An 18,810-nucleotide genomic window follows, 5' to 3' on the forward strand; every position below is an offset into this window, starting at 1 on the left:
CGTTTAGTTTTCGTTGGGGTCTACGGATGAATTGCTCTCAGCTTCTTTGGCTTTTATGGTGGCCAGCTCACTTTCTGCATTCGAAACGATTTCCTCAAATTCCGAGAAATTGGAGATAACACTTTCCAAAATATAGGTAGCCTGAAAAGCATCCCCCAAATTGTAAAAATTCTTGGCCATGATGACCAAGCCTTTCCCTGCCCATTCTTTATAGGCCGCATAATCCTTGGCCAATTTTTGAACGGATTCGTTGGATGCTTCAAAAGCCTCTTCTTTATTTTTATAAAAAGCATCGTAATACCAAGCTTCGGCCGCAAGCTCCCCAGAGGCAATCTTTCTCACATCTTGATAGGCTGTTTTTGCCAAAACCTCATTGTTAGTGGCTATGGCGGACCGAGCAATCATAATTTGTGCATCACTTTTAATCCGGTCATCAATTTTAGGAGCTTTCAATACTTTTTCCGCATAAGCTATGGTCTGTGAATACTCTTTTCTTTCATAGTAGCCTTTCATCAAATTGGATTGTGCAAAGGTTTGGTTCTCCGAAATATCCGCGGTGTCCTCCAACCTTTTTAAATAAGGTATGGCACTATCGAAATCTTGATTCTCCACATAAATTTCACAGACACGGGTCAGGGCCTGTTCGGTATATTCCCCGTTTCCGACATCGGCAACCGCCCTGTATTTAGGTAAGGCCTTATCTTTTTCTCCATTGGCAAAATAGAGTTGCGCCAGGGCAAAATTGGCACTTTCCGCATGCAGTCCATTCGGAAATTCTTTCAGATAATCTTCGTACCCCCGCATGGCAATTGCTGTTTTACCTTCAATTTGCTTTCTTTCGGCAGATTCGAAACTAGCATTGTCCAGTTCAGTATCGGTCACTTCAACAAAATCCAAATTTCTGGCCCAAGCTGCATATTCGCTCACACGGCCTTCGTCCACATAAACCAACTTAGCAGTGGCGACCGCTTGCTTGGCCTCTTGGGTGTTCGGATATTTTTGAACTACTTCTTTTAGTTTGCTCAAGGCTTGCTCGTTACGGCTGGAATTATAATACACCAGACCAGACCGAAGTAGTCCGCGCGGGGCAAACTTACTACTGGAGTATTCATCAACAATTCTATCGTAAGTCCTTAAACCCAAACTCTCTTGGTTATTATTGATATAGGAGTTCCCTAATTCAAACAAAGCATCATCACGTAATGATGAAGTTGGATATCGGGTCAAAAATTCGTTCAAACCATCAATCTTTGCAGAATTATTGCCTAAAAATCCATCAGACAGTGTTTTCTGGAAAGCAGCATAATCACGTTCTGGCCCATTCATCTTTGATGAGGCATCATAGGCATTTCTTGCCAATTGATACCTACTGTTCACAAAGTAGCTATCGCCCAACCTTAAGTAACCGTCATTTTTTTGTTGCTCATCAATAGTATTGGAATTCACCACATTTTGAAAATACGCAATGGCATTGTTATAATCCTTCAGCTTAAAATAGGTATATCCCAAATTGTAGTCCAATTGACCATATTCAGCTAATGTATTTGCCACTGTTGAATTTTGAAAACGAACAAAATCCACTAACGCTTCCTCAAAACGGTTCAATCTATAAGATGATTCTGCTTTCCAATATAATGCCCTAGCTTCAAAATTTGAATTTTCCGCACTTTTCAGGGATTTATCCAATCTTTCCCAAGCACCTTCATAATCGCCATCTATAAAAAGTTCAATACCTCGATAGTAGGCTACTTTTTGATAGGTTTCCTTGCTTGCATAGTTTTTGTTCTCCTCCAAAAGCTGCATCGCACCTTCAAAATTTCTTGAAGTAATATAAGAGTCTACCAATAGTTCTTGGATTTCCTTTTGATGTTCATCTTTTGGATAAGTTTCCAAATAGGTGGTCAAAACCTGAGGTACGGGCTCATAGGCATTCCCGATCTCGTAGCTCAAACGGGCATAGTTCAACCAAGCATCTTTTTGAATCTCTGGACTAAATTCCATCTGCGAAGCATTGCGAAAGGCATTCAATGCCTCCGGTTTTTTATCCAACTTTAAATAGCATTCGGCTAAGTGATAGTAGGCATTCTGGGAAACCGCATTGCTTCCACCAATAATTTTATTGAATTGCTGAATGGCTTTGTCGTAGTCACCCAACTTATAATGGCTGTACCCCAATAAATAGTAATCGGTATTGTTCCATTTACCGCGCTTGCCCTTGTATTCCTCTAAATAAGGAATCGCCTCTGCATATTGTTCCAAGTTGAAATAACTCTCTCCAATGATCTTGTTGAGTTCCGAAACTTCTTGACGACTGCTTTTTGGCAACTGTTTTTTTGCCAATGCAATGGCTTCTTCAAACTTTCCCAATTTAAAATTGAGGTCTGCCTGATAATAGGTCAATTTTTCATCCAGTAATTCAGGATCTTGAATCTGGTCAAAACGGGCACTTGCAGAATTATAATCGTCTTGCTCGTAAGCTATGTAACCCAAATAATATTTGGCTTGCGAACCATATTTTTGAGAAGTGGTGACTTTATTCAAATAACGTTCGGCTTCCTGCGGACGGTTGGATGCATACAGAGCGTATCCGTTATTAAAATTAAAACGATCGCGCTCAGAATAGGGCATCGAATTTTCATCTACCTTTTTGTACCATTTTAAAGCGTAGGGGTATTTTCCTGTTTCAAAATAATAATCGGCCACATCCAAAAAAGCTGAATTTCTCTTCGTGGATGTTGGATACCTTTCCACAAAGTCTTCCATCAACTTGTCCGCTCCTCGTTGATTCAACCTAATGGCTGCATTGGCAGCATAATACACACTATTGGCTTCGGTTTCACCATCTTTGGTAGTCGACTTTACAGCCTCAAAGATGTTCTGTGCCGCCTGATATTGCTCATTGTTATAGAGCGCCAATGCGTCTTGATAATCTTTGTTTTCGTGGGTGTATATTTTAGTTTCTTGTGCGGAAAGCACAAAAAAAGTTCCCATTAAAATGGGAATAGAAAGGAGGCTTTTTCGATTCATAGTGTTCTACGCTGTTCTCGATTGACTTTAGTCATAACGTCAAAATTAAGGCCAAAGTATATTAAAAATTGTCATTTGCCTAAATTTACGACCCTGCACTTGATTTATTGGCAGGAAATGGTAATTTTAACCCAACTGCCGAAAAACCTCATCGGCAATCAAGATTCTAAATTAGCGAAAGAAAAGAAATTTTATTCCCTAGACGCTTTAGAATCACTTTTAAACCTCAACATACAAAGGCCTTTTTTAGGCTTTAGAATTTAAAAAAGGACATCCCCTGGTTTGTCCCATTGTCTAATTTAATTAATGTTGAGATGATATATTTTATCATTGTTATTGCCCTTACCCTACTGTTCTGCGTATTCCTGTACAACAACTTGATCAGTAAAAAAAACAAGGCCGAAGAAGCATACAGCAGTATCGATGTAATGCTAAAAAAAAGAACTGATCTAGTTCCCCAACTTGTTAACACCGTAACAGGTTCGATCCAACATGAGCGGGAAACCTTGACCGAACTCACCCAACTCAGGGAGAAATTATTAGAAAAGAATACCAAACCCGAAGAACGCTTCCAATTGGAAACCCAATTGGGAATGATGTTGGGAAAATTACAGGTACGAGCCGAGGCATACCCGGACTTAAAGGCCAACCAAAACTTTCTTTTGCTCCAATCAAGCCTTAATGAAGTCGAGGAACAACTATCTGCGGCAAGAAGGGCATACAACGCTGCGGTGAATTCCTTCAATAATGCCATCGAAATGTTCCCTTCCAACATAATGGGCAGTATAATGGGATATTCACAAAGAGCACTGTTTACAATAAAAGAGGAAGAAAAGAGCGTGCCAAAAATCTCCTTTAAATAATGAAATTCAATGATCAATTTCCAAAAAATACAAGATGAACTCTATCCACTTTTAGTAAAAGCGGAACACCTTAGAAAAAAACAGATTTTCTTTCAAAAAACCTTTTCTATAATGGTTATGGCTTTGATTTTGGGGGTCTTATTTTTGCCGTTAATCACCTATGTAAGTAATTCTGTTTTCAGTAGGTGGACTGCAAAAACGATGCAAGGAGGGTATTATGGTTTCATTCAATTCGCACTTGTTTTTTATTGGCTGCCTTTTTTCATTTTTTATATCGGTTTCTATTCTTATAAAAACAAGTTCAAGGTCCAGGAAAGAAAAATAATGAAAGTTGCCTTGGACAAAATGATACCCGAATTCAAATTTCAGCCATTCAAACAAATTTCCTCTCAGCAGATTGAGGACAGCAAATTGCTTCCAAGCTATTTCCAAGTCGGAAAAAAGCAGAATAAACAGAGTGCCTACAACCTTCATTACGGTACTCTTAAAGGTAAAGTGGGCGACACCTCAATATCTTTAGGGGATGTAAGCATTGTCAACCAAGGGATTCAAAGTTCTTTTTTAATGTATATTCCATTATTTCCCCATTTATATATGGCCTACAACTATATAAGGCCTTGGTTCTCCAAACATCATTCCATCGCAAATTTGGGGAGTAATTTTGTAGGTATGTTTGCCGTGGTGGATTTTAATAAAAATTTTAACGGACATACCGTAATATTACCAGATTTAATGGAAAAAAGGGTTGGTTATTTGGCCAAAAACTTTCAATCTTTAAACTTCACCAGAGGTCAATTGGTGCACCTTGAAGACACTGAATTTGAAAGTGATTTTGTAGTGTACAGTACAGACCAAGTGGAGGCTCGGTATATATTATCTACTTCCTTAATGAAAAGAATTACTCTTTTAAAAAGAACAATGAACAAACCCATTATGTTATCCTTTAATAATAAAAAAATGTATTTAGGGATTCGACAGCCTCATGGCTTTTTATGTTTAAACAAGAAAGAAAACTTATTGACATCCAACGTGTTCAAAAAAGTCTACGAGGATATTTGTGCAGCCATTGACATTGTGGAGGATTTAAACCTCAACACAAGAATTTGGAAATCGGAATCCATTACCAAAAAGGGCTAAATTTTAGGAATAAGCGTGCATTTTAATACAGTGTACCATATTTTCAAATACTTTTGTGTAACCATTATAGTGATATTATGCCCGAGACCATTGTAAAGTTGCAAGACGTAGCTATATTTCAGAACGAAAACCTCGTTTTGAACGATATAAATCTAGAAGTTAACAAAGGTGAATTTGTTTATGTGATTGGAAAGACCGGTAGTGGAAAAAGTAGTTATATGAAGACCTTGTATGCCGACCTTCCCTTAAAACAAGGTACTGGAGAGGTCGTGGGTTTTGATCTAAAAACTTTGAAAGAGAAGGACATCCCGTTTTTACGTAGAAAACTGGGCATTGTTTTTCAGGATTTCAAACTTCTGTCTGATAGAAACATCAATAATAATCTTAGATTCGTTCTTAAAGCAACCGGCTGGACCGATCTAAAAAAAATGGACGACAAAATCGAAGAGGTCTTGGATAAAGTGGGCATGAAGACCAAAGGTTTTAAATTTCCACACGAACTATCTGGAGGAGAACAACAACGTATTGCCATTGCACGTGCGCTGCTCAATGACCCTGAACTCATCCTTGCCGACGAACCTACTGGAAACCTGGACCCACAGACAAGTGTAGAAGTTATGAAGGTGTTACAAGATATTAACCAAAATGGACGGACGATAATTATGGCCACCCACGATTACGCACTGATCTTGAAATATCCACACAAAACACTTAAATGTGATGGCAGTAAAGTTTTTGAAGTAATTCAAAAAGCGATATAAGCACATATAGCATATTGATTTCCAATATATTCTTTGATCACTAAAAGTTTTTGTTACTTTGTTCAAACTAATTTCGCTTCCAATTTATGGATATTCTTGGTATTGATATAGGCGGATCGGGCATTAAAGGTGCTCTCGTAAACGCCGAAACAGGGGAAATGCAAACAGAACGTTTCCGAATTCCCACCCCAAAATCAAAAAAACCAAAAGACATGGCCAAGGTAGTGGCCAAGATTGTCGAACACTTTGATTATAAAGGCCCTGTTGGTTGTGGATTTCCATCCATAGTAAAAAATGGAGTATGCATGTCTCCCGGGAATTTACACAAAAGTTGGGTGGGGGTAAATATTGATGAACTGTTCACCAAACATACAGGACATGAATTTACAGTACTCAACGATGCTGACGCCGCCGGATATGCTTCAATGAACTATGGCATTGGAAAAGGAGAAAACGGACTTGTAATTATGGTAACCATTGGAACCGGCCTTGGAAGCGGAGCATTTTTTAATGGCGTGTTGATCCCGAATTTTGAATTGGGCCAAATCCCATATAAAAAATATAAGAAAATAGAAACATGGGCCGCTGCTTCTGCAAAAGAAAGAGAAGAGCTGAGCTTTGAAAAATGGAGCAAACGTTTTAATAAATTTTTAAAATACGTTGAGCTCATTGTTTCCCCAGACCTTATTATTGTAGGTGGTGGAACTTCAAAAAAATGGGGTGAATTCAGTCACAACATCGATATTGAAACTAAGGTCGTTAAAGCCGAACTCATGAACCATGCCGGTATTATTGGAGCAGCCGTAGCATGCTTGCGAGAACAGCACCACGGTCAATTGCATTAATTATTTCTATCGAAACTTGCTGTTTGATATTATAATTTCTTTGCCCCCTCTGGTATATCGAAGAAATCTGTTGGCAAATCAGATTTAAACTCTAAATCGGTGATTTCAATTTTGGTTACGTACTCACCTGGCTTTCCATCAACCGTCCAATGTGTTTTTAATTCACTAGGCAACAATATACCATCCACATTTACCAATTCCCCCACTTCCATAAACTTTTCTGGGTTGTGCCCACCTTCTTTAAAATATTCGGGATAAGAAACTATGTACCGGGTTGCTGTTAGTAAATAGGTGTCGGCGTCAAAATGCAGGATGTAATAATCATCTGGAGCATCACCTGTCCCCGGGTCATATGTAACTTTCACTAATTTGTTCTTTTTTCCCTTATAGGTCGTTTCTGGAAGCAATTCAAGATTTACTCCTTCTCCATCTTCTACAAATGGATGTCCCATAAGGTACAATGGTGTCAAGGCCCAAAATTTTACATCATAATTAAATGCAGTGGAATCCTTTGCCTTTAACCAAGTTTCTTCACCAGTAAAGCCAAACTTGGCCTCTGAATCTTCCATACTTGTATGTACAACCCTGTTATTCCATGGATCTACTACTTCATAACTATCCCTTGACCCTTTACCATCCAATGGTGAATAGTTGAAACGCATGCCCAAAGACCCATTTTTGTACCAAGTATCCAAGCCTCCATGTGCTTCCATGGATGCCCACACAACTTTGCCTGCTTCTGTTTGGGTCAAGCGTTCCTCAGCTTTTTTTACCCGATTATCAACCCATGCATCAGGAATTGAAATTGTATTTTCAACTTCTTCGGAAGTTGCTTGCGTGGCTTCCACTTCGGCATTTTCCTTTTTCTGTTCTTTACATGAGATTATCAATATTGCCGTAACTAATATCAAAAAAGACTTGTTCATGGCTTGATGGATTAGGGTTTAATTAAATATAGTCGAGAAAGTGAAAATACCTTTCAAAAAAGAAGCCCCATTTTACAATGGGGCTTCTTTTAAGTTATTTTATTTCTTTTTCTATCTACTTCTTTTAGATATATTTTCCTTATTCTAAGATGATTAGGAGTAACTTCCACATACTCATCTTTTTGAATGTATTCTAAAGCTTCTTCTAATGAAAACTTAATTGCCGGTACAATTTTAGCTTTCTCATCAGCTCCTGAAGAACGAACATTGGACAATTTTTTTGTTTTGGTTACATTCACCGTCATATCATCACTACGGGAATTCTCACCAATTACCTGCCCTTCATAAATATCCTCTCCCGGATCTATAAAAAACTTACCTCTATCCTGAAGTTTATCAATGGAATATGGAATCGCCGTTCCATTCTCCATGGAAACCAATGAACCATTCAATCTTTGGGCGATATCTCCTTTCAAAGGTTGGTACTCTAGAAATCTATGTGCCATAATGGCCTCACCCGCTGTAGCGGTCAGTAATTGATTTCTAAGTCCTATAATTCCTCTTGACGGGATTATGAATTCACACACCATTCGGGAACCTCTGGCTTCCATGCTGGTCATCTCACCTTTTCTAATGGATACCATTTCCACGGCTTTACCGGATACTTCTTCAGGCAAATCAATGGTCAATTGTTCAACAGGTTCGCATTTAACACCGTCAATCTCTCTAATGATTACTTGTGGCTGACCTATTTGAAGTTCATAACCTTCCCTTCTCATGGTTTCAATCAGTACAGAAAGGTGCAAAACACCACGACCGTAAACTAAAAACTTATCAGCACTATCGGTTTCCTGTACACGAAGAGCCAAGTTTTTTTCCAATTCCTTTTCCAAACGTTCCTTTATATGCCTGGAAGTAACATATTTTCCATCTTTACCAAAAAACGGACTATCGTTAATGGTGAAGAGCATGCTCATAGTTGGTTCATCAATGGCAATCGTCTTTAATTTTTCTGGGTTTTCAATATCGGCAACGGTATCACCGATCTCAAAACCTTCCATACCAACTATAGCACAAATGTCTCCTGCAACAACTTCTTCCACTCTTAAACGTCCAAGACCCTCAAAAGTATAAAGCTCTTTGATTCTAGTTTTAACGATGGAACCATCTCTTTTCACCAAAGAAACTTGCTGTCCTTCACGAAGCTTTCCTCTTTGCAATCGTCCAATAGCGATTCTACCTGTAAAGGAAGAAAAGTCCAATGAAGTAATCAACATTTGAGTGGTGCCTTCTTGTGGTTTAAATTCCGGTACATGCTCAATAACCATATCCAGTAATGGCTCAATATTTTCTGTAGGCTCTTTCCAATCCTCTCCCATCCAGTTATTCTTGGCGGAACCATAAACCGTTGGGAAATCGAGTTGCCATTCTTCTGCACCCAATTCAAACATTAAATCGAAAACTTTTTCGTGAACCTCTTCTGGCGTACAGTTCTCTTTATCTACTTTATTTATTACCACACAAGGTTTTAAACCAAGATCAATGGCCTTTTGCAGTACAAAACGAGTTTGTGGCATTGGCCCTTCAAAAGCATCGACCAATAATAAAACCCCATCGGCCATGTTTAGAACACGCTCCACTTCTCCGCCAAAATCGGCGTGACCAGGAGTATCTATAATATTGATTTTAGTGTCTTTGTAAACAACAGAAACGTTTTTGGAAACAATTGTAATCCCCCGTTCCCGTTCCAGGTCATTGTTGTCCAATATAAGGTCGCCTTTGTTCTCATTCTCACGGAACAACTGGCAATGGTACATAATTTTATCAACCAAAGTAGTCTTACCGTGGTCTACGTGCGCAATGATTGCGATATTTTTAATTTTGGACATAACCTAAATTTTAAGGCCGCAAAGATACTGCTATTTTTTTCTTGTTGGTGCACCTAAATGTTATTTTTATCTTATTGATTTACTGCAAGTTCCATATCTACAGACCAACACACCAACGCTTTTCACTGATTATCCAACCAATACTTAGGTTTACCACTGGTTGAATATTGCCTTTAAAAGGACCAACATAATATCCGGCACCTGCATCTATTGAAAAGCTAAAGCCGGAATCATAACTACGTTGAATCCCGTATACCAATCCACCGTAACCATGGATACCATCGACCAAGCGTCCCTCGACAACCCTGTCGCCAGGCGAAAAAATGGCTGCGGTCGGAGCTATATAATTCCCAGAGTTTCCATAAATGGATCTTCTTCGTCTTTCTCTAGAATTTAAGTTGTGGTAATATCGGTTTTGTACCGTTATGGCTGGGAAGAAATCAAAATCTTCCAAAGGTTGTGAACTGGCAGGCTCCAAAGCTGCTTGATAAGCCACACGAATATCCAGAGTGCTGTTTACGCCCAAAGCCATTTCATATTCGATTCCCGGATTGAAGGCGTTGAGTTTAAACTGGCGGATTTCGCAATTTTTACCATATTGAGCATTCATAAAAAATCCTGTAAACAAAAATGTCAAAAGAAGTAAGCGACGCATTGTAGGTTAATTTGGTAGTATTATAACCTCAACTTCGCAAAAATAGTATGTTTAGGGTCTTAATTTATCTAGATATGGATCTTTCTTCTTTCTTTTAGTGGCCACCCACCCAAAAGTAAAATTGAGCAATGGACCATATCCATTGGGAATACCATCGCCTTTATAATAACCGGCACCGAGTTCAAGATTAAAATTGAAACCTTTCTCGTAGGTACGCTGAATACCGTAGACCATCCCAAAAAAACCAAGGTTAAAATCATCTGGCCCCTCAACATTCGTGGAGATTCGCAATTGGGAAAAGAAAATGGCCTGTGCAGCTGCAATGTAATTGCCCGAATTACCAGAGGTGTTCTTTCCCAAATCTTCCCTCCTATCAAAATTATGGTAATATCGGTATCGATTATTGGATGCTAAACCAAATACGTAACCCTCCTCGTAGGTTGCCGTTGCCAACCCCAGATTGGTGGATACACTTTGGTTCTTAAAAAGTCCTATTTCATACGTAAACCCAGGGCTAAATAAGTTTAATTTAAATTGATGTCGTTCCAGATGGACTAAATCAAAAGTTCCTCCCTTTTCTTGCCATTGGGCTTTAGCGATTATTGGAAGCGAACAAAGAACTATCAAAACAATCCTATACTTCATGGTTAAAGGTTTATCTTGATAAATCTAAAAAGGATACCGACGTTTAATACTATATTTGTGCAAATTTTAAGAAATGGACATTACCAAAATTCCTCAGATAAAACATACCGATAGCGACAATTTTTTCTTGTTGGCAGGCCCTTGTGCCATTGAAGGTGAGGACATGGCCATGAAAATTGCAGAAAAGGTGGTCGCAATTACGGACAAGCTCCAAATCCCTTATGTTTTTAAAGGAAGTTTTAAAAAGGCAAATCGTAGCCGTATAGATTCTTTTACTGGAATTGGTGATGAAAAGGCATTGAAAATTTTGAAAAAAGTATCGGAGACCTTCAACGTTCCAACAGTAACAGATATTCACGAAATATCTGACGCCTCCATGGCAGCCGAGTATGTGGATGTACTACAAATTCCCGCTTTTTTAGTTAGACAAACCGACTTGGTCGTAGCTGCAGCTAAAACCGGAAAGGTTGTGAACTTGAAAAAAGGACAGTTTATGAGTCCTGAAAGTATGCAGCATGCCGTGAAAAAGGTAACTGATTCTGGAAATGAGCAGGTTTGGGTCACCGATCGTGGTACCATGTTCGGCTACCAGGATATGATCGTGGATTTCCGTGGTATCCCAACCATGAAGCAATATGCCCCTGTGGTGTTGGATGTTACCCACTCCTTACAACAACCCAATCAATCGTCTGGGGTTACGGGCGGAAGACCAGCACTGATCGGTACCATGGCACGAGCAGGCATTGCAGCAGGTGTTGATGGACTTTTTATGGAAACCCATTTTGATCCATCAAACGCAAAAAGCGATGGGGCTAATATGTTAGATATCAGTTTATTGGAAAAATTATTGACAGATTTAACTGCCATCCGAAGGACGGTTAATTCACTCTAAGATTATTACAACTCGAACATTAAAAAAGTCTACATGTTCCTACTAAAAGCTAATTTTTATAAAAGCCTTTGTGGTTGACAGATTCGGCTTCTTGTAATAACTCCACAACTACCTTCCCATTAATATCCTCCACACTATAATAGCGTAGGGATTTCATTACTTTCCTCCCATCTGTGATCAATTTATCCAAATGGACTGTCAAATGCGCCGAATTCCACAGGCACATATCCACATACCCTTTTTTATGAGAGGCGTTGAAATAACAAAATGGCTTATCGTTTAGGTAGTAAAATGGCAACCTATATTTGAAGTCCAACCTAAGCTCGGGAACAGTAGTTTCTACCAATACCTGAAGTTGTATCAATATACTTTTAAAAGGTTCTTTTTGGTTTAGAATGTAATCTTCAGCTGGTTTCATACGATCAACTTGTTCCTCATTAACGTTTGAATAGTTTTTTTACCATATGCAATAAAAGAACGGCAACTAAACCAATCGTCAATCCTAGCAGGAATTCTTTCAACATATTTGGAAGACCTGGGAACAAATGATGGAAAAAATCAATATTATGGTTAAATATTCCTCCCGAAACCAATAACAATGCCATGGTTCCAACAATAGATAGTCCTCTGATGATTTTAGGAAGCGCATTTACCAATACCAAACCGACCTTATCGGAAAAACTATCTGTTCTATCATTTAGATTGATCAGTCGATACCCATAATCATCCATCCTAACAATAAGTGCCACGATACCATAAACACCTACTGTTGCCAATAGAGACACCACGGTAACCACTAAAATCCTCGTGGCTAAAGGTTCGTTTACTACCGTACTCAACGCAATGATAACAATCTCAATGGAAAGGATAAAATCGGTGACTACGGCTTGTTTTATCTTATTCTTTTCCAATTCAGGCAATTCTTCTTCAGCAACTTCAACGACAACTTTAGGTTCTTCTTTATTGCGATGAAAAATATATTCATACACCTTCTCTGCACCTTCGTAGGCCAAATAGACTCCTCCTGCAATCAAAATAATGGTAATTGCCATAGGTAAATAGGAGCTCAGCAAGAATGCGATGGGGAGAATAATCAATTTGTTCAAGAATGAGCCTTTGGTTATGGCCCAAAGTACGGGAATCTCCCTACTGGCCAAGAAGCCAGTGGCTTTTTCTGCATTAACTGCTAAATCGTCTCCTAATATCCCTGCTGTTTTTTTGGTAGCGACCTTACTCATGGTCGCCACGTCATCCATCAGTACAGAAATATCGTCTAAAATTGCAAAAAAACCAGATGCCATATAACTCTTTTTTAGGTTAGTAGTACATAAATAATTGCAAGCAAAATAAATAAATACAACTGTACAACCTTAAGAAAAAATTTAAAAAAACAAGAAATGTACCTATGCCCCTTCCATGGATATAAAAGTAGCGACCCAAACTATTACGGAGGAAAGGAAGATTCCAAGGGTATTGGCGGCAAATGCCTTCCTTTTTTTCATTTTAAAAAGATAAGCGGCAATACTACCTGCATAAACCCCGGTGCCGGGCAACGGAATCATAACAAACAGTACAATACCCAAAAATCCAAAGCGCTGAATCTTTTTACCCGAACCTTTTTTGGCTCTCTGCCCAATAGACACGGCATATTTTTTATAGAACCTCCATTTGGTCAAATGACGGTTGATATACTCCAAAAAGAACATCATCATTGGGAACACCAATACGTTTGCCCCAAAACATACAATAAATACCAAGTACTCGTTCACACCTTGGTACATTCCATAGGGAATACCCACCTTAGCCTCTCCAAAAGGAGAAAGGCTCCAAAGTGCCGCTATAATTAAATCAATGTGCAATGCATCGTGGTTTTAAGCCCACAAAATTAGTGAGGATTTTTATGTACTTTACCCTTTTTAACAATTAAATAAATATTAATTGTGATTTTAGGAACGTAGATGCCATTGAAAATATTGGAACGAATAAACAATTTAAATTGTTTGTCTTGAGATGAAAAGCACAATCAAATCAAATCCATACTAAAGTGAAAAGCGAGAAAATAGATGTCACACTAATATTTGGATACCCAGAACCATTTGATTCTCAGTTCAAATCAGTATTCAGGTATAATAAAGGGTATTTAAAACTAAGGCATCAGTTGTAGCCAACTTCCAATTGATTATCATTACTATTTAGCTACTATCAAATATAAAACGATATCATCTATTCTAAATTAGATATGTTAATGTCCCTATTCATTACCATCCACAAAATCCTGAAGATAAGCATACGATGGTGTTAGTTTCCCGTTTTGGGTCATCCTGGCCCTATCCAATAATCCATCAGCATCATTATTAAAAAAAGAAGGAATCACATATTTTGAAAATGCTTCTCCAAAACCAACACTGGCATCTCTTGGAAGTTCGCACGGAAGATTATCCACAGCCATTACTGCAATGGCATTTTCATCTTTAAAATCAGTTTCTGTTTCGGAAACAGGGTCGTACCCATAAATGGGGTCTGCAATAGTAGATGAACGTATAGTGGATGCAACCGGACCATCAATATCGCAGCTGATATCCGCTACTGTTTTTATTTTAAAATCGGGTTGTTTGGCATCTTTACGAGTGTACAAATAAGGGGCTCCATCACCATAAAAGTGACCTGCTATAAAAAAATCGGTTACTTTGGCAAAGCGGAAAAAGTTGGATTCGTACATTTCAGGGTTTTGGAAAAAATCCGCTTTACTTCCTTTAACTTCATCTTTACGCTTAACGTATTGAGATACATCGATTTGACAATATACCGGTTCGTTACATGTATCCGATAAATACTTAACCACATCGACCTCTGTCAATCCCATTGCGTCGAGCATTTCCTTTGCGCCGTTGCCCACTCTGCCCTTCCCTGTTAACAATATTTTTATGTTCGGAAGTTTTATTTTGTGTAATTCTGAAATCAAAGCCTCTTGATCCAGTAAGTCCTCTGCTTTGGGCAGTTGAAACAAACCGTATTTTAACCCGTAGGCCCTAAAACCATTATATGCACCAACAATACCTGCAAAGCGACCAAAAGCCACTAGCCTAACCCCTTTAGGATTGGTAATAACCTCATGATCATACAGTTCGATGTTTTTATCCAAAATTGCCTTGAGGAGTTCTCTATTATAAGGTTGTTTTTTTATGGTATGGGAAAAAAAGAAGTATTTTTTATTTGGAACCAATGCGTCTATAGGAACCTCTTTTACACCAAGGAGCACTTCGCAAGAATTTACATCCTGCACAATTTCCAGTCCTTTTTCCGCATACTCACAATCCGAAAATACCCGAATAGGTGATGATTCCACAAAAATTTGGGCTTTGGGGAATTTTAAAAGGACATTTTGGCATTCCTTTGGTGACAATACTACCCTACGATCGGGTGGATTTTTACGCTCCCTAATGATTCCGAACTTCATAAACAATCTTGGTATAATTATTGACCAAAATAAGGGTATTAGGTAGGGTAAGCAAACTTTTTATTGTTTGATGGATATGGTTTATCTTTGCCGACCTTCGTTAGGGATAAAGGCTACTACCCAGTTGTAGAGCCAATAACCCGACCTAAAGCTTGTTCAACAAGATTTGGGAAACGTCCTAAAGGAGTTCTTTGATAAAAATATGAGAGGTTCCTGCCAACACAGGAATGACATTTCATAAAGGGGCCGACTGGTTTTGACAGCAAGACCAATGGCGATGTAAGCATGTCGAGCGCTGGGATATAGCTCGTTAATCTCATGTTTCACACTTTTTAATTGGCGAAAACAATTACGCTCTTGCCGCATAATCTGAATTATAGTAAGATTTGCCTCGTCCCTACTAGGTAGGGAAGCGAGATGTTCCAGAATAGCCCTTGTTGACGGCGATTCGTTTTGGAGCACCAAAAAAGTCAACACAAGGGTGTTCGTTCGCTTTGGCGTCACCTCTAAAACCTAAAGAAGATAAGTGTATATTAGGCCGTATCTGGTCAGGTATACATCGAAAACTAAGCAGATACTAAGCATGTAGAAGGCATGGTTATTGCTTGTTTGGACGAGGGTTCGAATCCCTCCGGCTCCACTAAATTACCATTAAAACACAACAACAAACCTGTAAATTACTGATTTACAGGTTTTTTTATTTTATTTAGTTTTATTTAAACTCAAATATATTCAATTCAAAAGACACCTAATCGATACCCATTTTAAAAAATTAAAAAAGGTATCGATTTCTCTGTAATTTATTCTTTTTTAATATTTTACAAAACTTCAATGAGTTATTTTTTATACCTTTATTGACATAAATCGATACCCAAAACATGTCAAATTCCTTTGCGGTCTTATTTTACCTTAAAGACAAACGCCTCGACAAGAACGGAAAAGCTGGACTATACCTAAGATTAACGGTAAATGGCATACGATCTGTAATAAGCCTTCATAGAAAAATCGACCCTGAAAAATGGGACTCAAGAATGAACAGATTGAAAGGAAAGGGAGTTGAAGCAGAAGAATTAAGTCGATTTATGGCCACTGTTCGCCATAAAGTGAATAAAATTCACCATGAATTAGTAGAGGAAGGAGAATTTTTCACAGTACATGATGTAAAGGATAAATTTTTAGGCAATGATAAAAGGGTCAAGATGTTGTTAGAACTTTTCGATGAACATAACCAGCAAATGAAAAAACTGATTGATATTGAATTCGCCCTGGGCACATACAAAAGATATTATACTACAAGAAACCACATAGCTGAGTTTGTTAAGTCTGAATTCCAAAAATCAGACATCCCGGTCCGAGATGTGAATTTAAAATTCATTAAAGGATTTGAATACTTTCTAAAAACAGCCAAAGAATGTAATCACAACTCTGCTTTGAAATACATCAACAATTTCAAGAAGATCATCCGAATGGCGGTGGCCCATGAGTGGATTAGCAAAGACCCTTTTTACAACTACAAAGTACAATTCAAAACGGTGGAACGAGAATTCCTATCCAAAGAGGAACTACAGACTTTGGTGGACAAAGAAATTGATGGGGAACGTTTGAATGTGGTCCGGGATATGTTTGTTTTCTGTTGTTACACAGGGCTTTCGTATATCGATGTTCAAAAACTACATCCTGATAATATCGTAAAACATATTGACGGAAGCCTTTGGATCAAATCCAAGCGTACCAAAACCAAATCCAGGTTGGGCATTCCCCTACTCCCAACTGCCCTTGGCATTATCGAAAAATATCAAAACCATCCCAAAATTGTTAATGGGGATTGTGTATTGCCAGTGTTGAGCAACCAGAAATCAAACGCCTATCTTAAGGAAATTGCTGACCTCTGTGGCATCAAAAAGAATCTCACCACTCATTTAGCCAGACATACTTTCGCTACCACTGTAACTCTTTCCAATGGAGTTCCGATAGAAACAGTAGGGCAAATGTTAGGTCACAAAAATCTAAGGACCACCCAGCATTATGCCAAGATCATTGATAGAAAGGTTAGTGAAGATATGGCCACCCTTAAAGGTATCTTGGCAAATGAACAAGTACAAAGACTTGGAAAAAAGACAAATACTTAGCATGTTATTTTCCAAGACAAGTTTTTTAACGAATTATTTATGCCTGTCACGCAGGGGGTCGCAGGTTCGAGTCCCGTCCAGACCGCTTTTAAAAAAAGCAAATTATAATAAAACCTCGCTAAATATATGATTTAGTGAGGTTTGTTGTTTTTAAGAGGTAAGTTTAAAAACGATTTTTTTAAATTTATATGTTCACAAAGCGTCAACGTGTTTTTTTAATCGTCAACACATTGTCCACCCCTTGAACTACAACAACATCTTGTATAGTTGATTTGACTTTCGTCTCAATTAATGTTCAACATTGTAAAGACGACAACTATGCGTACTACACAAACATTCTCAATCCTTTTTTGGGTCTATGCCAAAAGAGCGCAAAACAATCAATCAAACATCTACGTAAGAATTACTGTCAATGGCAAAAAGGTAAATATCAGTCTTAAGCGAAAAGTAAATTTGAATTCCTGGGACGCCAAGTCTCAAAAAGTAAGAGGCAACGGAAAAGAGGCCAGGGAATTAAATCTGCATCTTGACGAAATAAAAGCAGAAATCATTCAAAGCTACCGAGACCTAAAATCGGAAGGCAAAATGTTGACTGCTGAACTTATTAAGGCCAGATATTTAGGCGAGGATAAAAAACACTTTTATATCAGTGATATTTTTGATTATCACAATCAGAATATGGCGTATAAACTAGCAAAATGTACCATTGGACATTACAAAACCACCCAGAAGTATGTCTTCACTTATTTAGAAGCAAAGTACAAAGCTTCCAATATCCAGCTTCAAAATTTAGATTATGCTTTTATACTAGGTTTTGAAAGCTTTTTAAGGTCGTATAGGTCGAGAGCTTCACAAGGAACCATTGGCAATAATGCTGCTATGAAACATATTCAAAGATTGAGAAAAATGATTACTCTGGCTTATAATATGGAGTGGATAGGGAGAGACCCTTTTGTGAAATTTAAACCCAAATTGGAAAAGAAAGAACGAGAATTTCTTACCAAGTCGGAACTTCTAGAAATTGAAAGTTTTCAATCTTCTATAGAAAGGCTCATGATGGTCAAGGACTTGTTCGTTTTTAGTTGTTATACGGGGATGTCTTATATAGACATCATGAAACTCACTCCAGATAATATCTCTTGTGGTGTTGATGGAAATCATTGGATAATGACAGAGCGAAAAAAGACTGGAATTCCAATTAAAATTCCAATATTACCGGTTGTTGAAACTTTGATAAACAAATATAAAAACCACCCAAGAACCGAATTCAGAAATGGGTTGATGCCCCATATCTCGAATCAAAAGCTAAATAGCTATTTAAAGGAAGTGGCTGATAAATGCAAAATATCAAAGAACCTTACTTTTCATATGGCACGACACACATTTGCTACAACCATAACATTGAGCAATGGTGTTCCTATAGAAACCGTGTCAAAGTTATTAGGGCATACCAAAATTGTCACAACCCTGATTTATTCCAGAGTAATTGAGCAAAAAATTAGTGAGGATATGAACGTATTGAGAAAACAAATTTCATAGTAAGAAAAGCACAAAAAATATTTTAAGTCTGTTTTTAATTGAGGG

At 38.1% G+C, this 18,810-nt stretch carries 16 protein-coding genes and 1 other RNA gene; 8 read left to right on the top strand and 9 right to left on the bottom strand.

What is annotated here, in order from left to right:
• Positions 1 to 3: 3 nt before the first annotated feature.
• Positions 4 to 3,027 carry a tetratricopeptide repeat protein gene (locus MWU56_RS07010; RefSeq protein ID WP_247043273.1) on the bottom strand — a complete coding sequence of 1,008 codons (3,024 nt, stop codon included), beginning with the start codon at positions 3,025 to 3,027 and terminating at the stop codon, positions 4 to 6.
• 314 nt (positions 3,028 to 3,341) lie between these two features.
• On the opposite strand from MWU56_RS07010, the gene MWU56_RS07015 reads away from it, so the two are divergent.
• The 4 genes from MWU56_RS07015 to ppgK all read left to right on the top strand — a co-directional run bounded on the left by MWU56_RS07015 (position 3,342) and on the right by ppgK (position 6,633).
• On the top strand, positions 3,342 to 3,890 hold the full coding sequence (locus MWU56_RS07015; RefSeq protein WP_247043274.1) for a LemA family protein: 549 nt from the start codon (positions 3,342 to 3,344) through the stop codon (positions 3,888 to 3,890).
• A gap of 9 nt (positions 3,891 to 3,899) precedes the next feature.
• A complete protein-coding gene (locus MWU56_RS07020; protein ID WP_247043275.1) occupies positions 3,900 to 5,027 on the top strand; it encodes a DUF3137 domain-containing protein in 1,128 nt (375 codons plus the stop codon).
• Between the two features lie 77 nt (positions 5,028 to 5,104).
• A complete protein-coding gene (locus tag MWU56_RS07025; RefSeq protein ID WP_247043276.1) occupies positions 5,105 to 5,788 on the top strand; it encodes a cell division ATP-binding protein FtsE in 684 nt (227 codons plus the stop codon).
• Positions 5,789 to 5,874: 86 nt separating this feature from the next.
• The gene (gene ppgK / locus MWU56_RS07030) at positions 5,875 to 6,633 is read left to right on the top strand and encodes a polyphosphate--glucose phosphotransferase (protein WP_247043277.1); all 759 of its coding nucleotides are present in this window, start codon (positions 5,875 to 5,877) and stop codon (positions 6,631 to 6,633) included.
• Positions 6,634 to 6,662: 29 nt separating this feature from the next.
• Here ppgK and MWU56_RS07035 read toward each other — a convergent pair whose 3' ends face one another.
• From MWU56_RS07035 to MWU56_RS07050, 4 genes are all read right to left on the bottom strand, one after another.
• Positions 6,663 to 7,559: a hypothetical protein gene (locus MWU56_RS07035; RefSeq protein WP_247043278.1), complete on the bottom strand. Its 897-nt coding sequence runs from the start codon at positions 7,557 to 7,559 to the stop codon at positions 6,663 to 6,665.
• A gap of 89 nt (positions 7,560 to 7,648) precedes the next feature.
• Positions 7,649 to 9,448 (bottom strand): translational GTPase TypA, encoded by a 1,800-nt coding sequence (typA, locus tag MWU56_RS07040; protein WP_247043279.1) that lies wholly within the window; start codon positions 9,446 to 9,448, stop codon positions 7,649 to 7,651.
• Between the two features lie 97 nt (positions 9,449 to 9,545).
• Positions 9,546 to 10,103: a hypothetical protein gene (locus MWU56_RS07045; RefSeq protein ID WP_247043281.1), complete on the bottom strand. Its 558-nt coding sequence runs from the start codon at positions 10,101 to 10,103 to the stop codon at positions 9,546 to 9,548.
• Positions 10,104 to 10,154: 51 nt separating this feature from the next.
• Positions 10,155 to 10,748, bottom strand: coding sequence for a hypothetical protein (locus MWU56_RS07050; protein ID WP_247043283.1), 594 nt, complete (start codon positions 10,746 to 10,748; stop codon positions 10,155 to 10,157).
• Positions 10,749 to 10,821: 73 nt separating this feature from the next.
• Between MWU56_RS07050 and kdsA the strand changes: the two genes are divergently transcribed.
• Positions 10,822 to 11,640, top strand: coding sequence for a 3-deoxy-8-phosphooctulonate synthase (gene kdsA, locus MWU56_RS07055; protein ID WP_247043285.1), 819 nt, complete (start codon positions 10,822 to 10,824; stop codon positions 11,638 to 11,640).
• Between the two features lie 49 nt (positions 11,641 to 11,689).
• Here the strand turns inward: kdsA and MWU56_RS07060 are convergent, their stop codons facing one another.
• The 4 genes from MWU56_RS07060 to MWU56_RS07075 form a co-directional block, all read right to left on the bottom strand.
• Positions 11,690 to 12,058 carry a DUF1801 domain-containing protein gene (locus tag MWU56_RS07060; protein WP_247043287.1) on the bottom strand — a complete coding sequence of 123 codons (369 nt, stop codon included), beginning with the start codon at positions 12,056 to 12,058 and terminating at the stop codon, positions 11,690 to 11,692.
• 19 nt (positions 12,059 to 12,077) lie between these two features.
• On the bottom strand, positions 12,078 to 12,941 hold the full coding sequence (locus MWU56_RS07065; protein ID WP_247043289.1) for a DUF808 domain-containing protein: 864 nt from the start codon (positions 12,939 to 12,941) through the stop codon (positions 12,078 to 12,080).
• 102 nt (positions 12,942 to 13,043) lie between these two features.
• Positions 13,044 to 13,499 carry a COG2426 family protein gene (locus tag MWU56_RS07070; protein WP_247043291.1) on the bottom strand — a complete coding sequence of 152 codons (456 nt, stop codon included), beginning with the start codon at positions 13,497 to 13,499 and terminating at the stop codon, positions 13,044 to 13,046.
• Between the two features lie 392 nt (positions 13,500 to 13,891).
• Positions 13,892 to 15,097: an NAD(P)-dependent oxidoreductase gene (locus tag MWU56_RS07075; protein ID WP_247043292.1), complete on the bottom strand. Its 1,206-nt coding sequence runs from the start codon at positions 15,095 to 15,097 to the stop codon at positions 13,892 to 13,894.
• 242 nt (positions 15,098 to 15,339) lie between these two features.
• On the opposite strand from MWU56_RS07075, the gene ssrA reads away from it, so the two are divergent.
• The 3 genes from ssrA to MWU56_RS07090 all read left to right on the top strand — a co-directional run bounded on the left by ssrA (position 15,340) and on the right by MWU56_RS07090 (position 18,765).
• Positions 15,340 to 15,740, top strand: a transfer-messenger RNA (tmRNA) gene (gene ssrA, locus MWU56_RS07080).
• Positions 15,741 to 15,975: 235 nt separating this feature from the next.
• A complete protein-coding gene (locus tag MWU56_RS07085) occupies positions 15,976 to 17,226 on the top strand; it encodes a site-specific integrase (protein WP_247043293.1) in 1,251 nt (416 codons plus the stop codon).
• A 318-nt stretch (positions 17,227 to 17,544) separates the two neighbouring features.
• Entirely contained in the window at positions 17,545 to 18,765 is a 1,221-nt protein-coding gene (locus tag MWU56_RS07090) for a site-specific integrase (RefSeq protein WP_247043294.1), read from the top strand.
• The last annotated feature ends 45 nt before the right edge of the window (positions 18,766 to 18,810 follow it).

This window comes from Allomuricauda sp. F6463D (genome assembly GCF_023015965.1).
GTDB lineage: Bacteria > Bacteroidota > Bacteroidia > Flavobacteriales > Flavobacteriaceae > Flagellimonas.

Excerpts from the sequence above, each read along its gene's own strand:
- MWU56_RS07010 (WP_247043273.1), bottom strand. The coding sequence starts at position 3,027 with ATGAATCGAAAAAGCCTCCTTTCTATTCCCATTTTAATGGGAACTTTT.
- MWU56_RS07015 (WP_247043274.1), top strand. The coding sequence starts at position 3,342 with ATGATATATTTTATCATTGTTATTGCCCTTACCCTACTGTTCTGCGTA.
- MWU56_RS07020 (WP_247043275.1), top strand. The coding sequence starts at position 3,900 with ATGATCAATTTCCAAAAAATACAAGATGAACTCTATCCACTTTTAGTA.
- MWU56_RS07025 (WP_247043276.1), top strand. The coding sequence starts at position 5,105 with ATGCCCGAGACCATTGTAAAGTTGCAAGACGTAGCTATATTTCAGAAC.
- ppgK (WP_247043277.1), top strand. The coding sequence starts at position 5,875 with ATGGATATTCTTGGTATTGATATAGGCGGATCGGGCATTAAAGGTGCT.
- MWU56_RS07035 (WP_247043278.1), bottom strand. The coding sequence starts at position 7,559 with ATGAACAAGTCTTTTTTGATATTAGTTACGGCAATATTGATAATCTCA.
- typA (WP_247043279.1), bottom strand. The coding sequence starts at position 9,448 with ATGTCCAAAATTAAAAATATCGCAATCATTGCGCACGTAGACCACGGT.
- MWU56_RS07045 (WP_247043281.1), bottom strand. The coding sequence starts at position 10,103 with ATGCGTCGCTTACTTCTTTTGACATTTTTGTTTACAGGATTTTTTATG.
- MWU56_RS07050 (WP_247043283.1), bottom strand. The coding sequence starts at position 10,748 with ATGAAGTATAGGATTGTTTTGATAGTTCTTTGTTCGCTTCCAATAATC.
- kdsA (WP_247043285.1), top strand. The coding sequence starts at position 10,822 with ATGGACATTACCAAAATTCCTCAGATAAAACATACCGATAGCGACAAT.
- MWU56_RS07060 (WP_247043287.1), bottom strand. The coding sequence starts at position 12,058 with ATGAAACCAGCTGAAGATTACATTCTAAACCAAAAAGAACCTTTTAAA.
- MWU56_RS07065 (WP_247043289.1), bottom strand. The coding sequence starts at position 12,941 with ATGGCATCTGGTTTTTTTGCAATTTTAGACGATATTTCTGTACTGATG.
- MWU56_RS07075 (WP_247043292.1), bottom strand. The coding sequence starts at position 15,097 with ATGAAGTTCGGAATCATTAGGGAGCGTAAAAATCCACCCGATCGTAGG.
- MWU56_RS07085 (WP_247043293.1), top strand. The coding sequence starts at position 15,976 with ATGTCAAATTCCTTTGCGGTCTTATTTTACCTTAAAGACAAACGCCTC.
- MWU56_RS07090 (WP_247043294.1), top strand. The coding sequence starts at position 17,545 with ATGCGTACTACACAAACATTCTCAATCCTTTTTTGGGTCTATGCCAAA.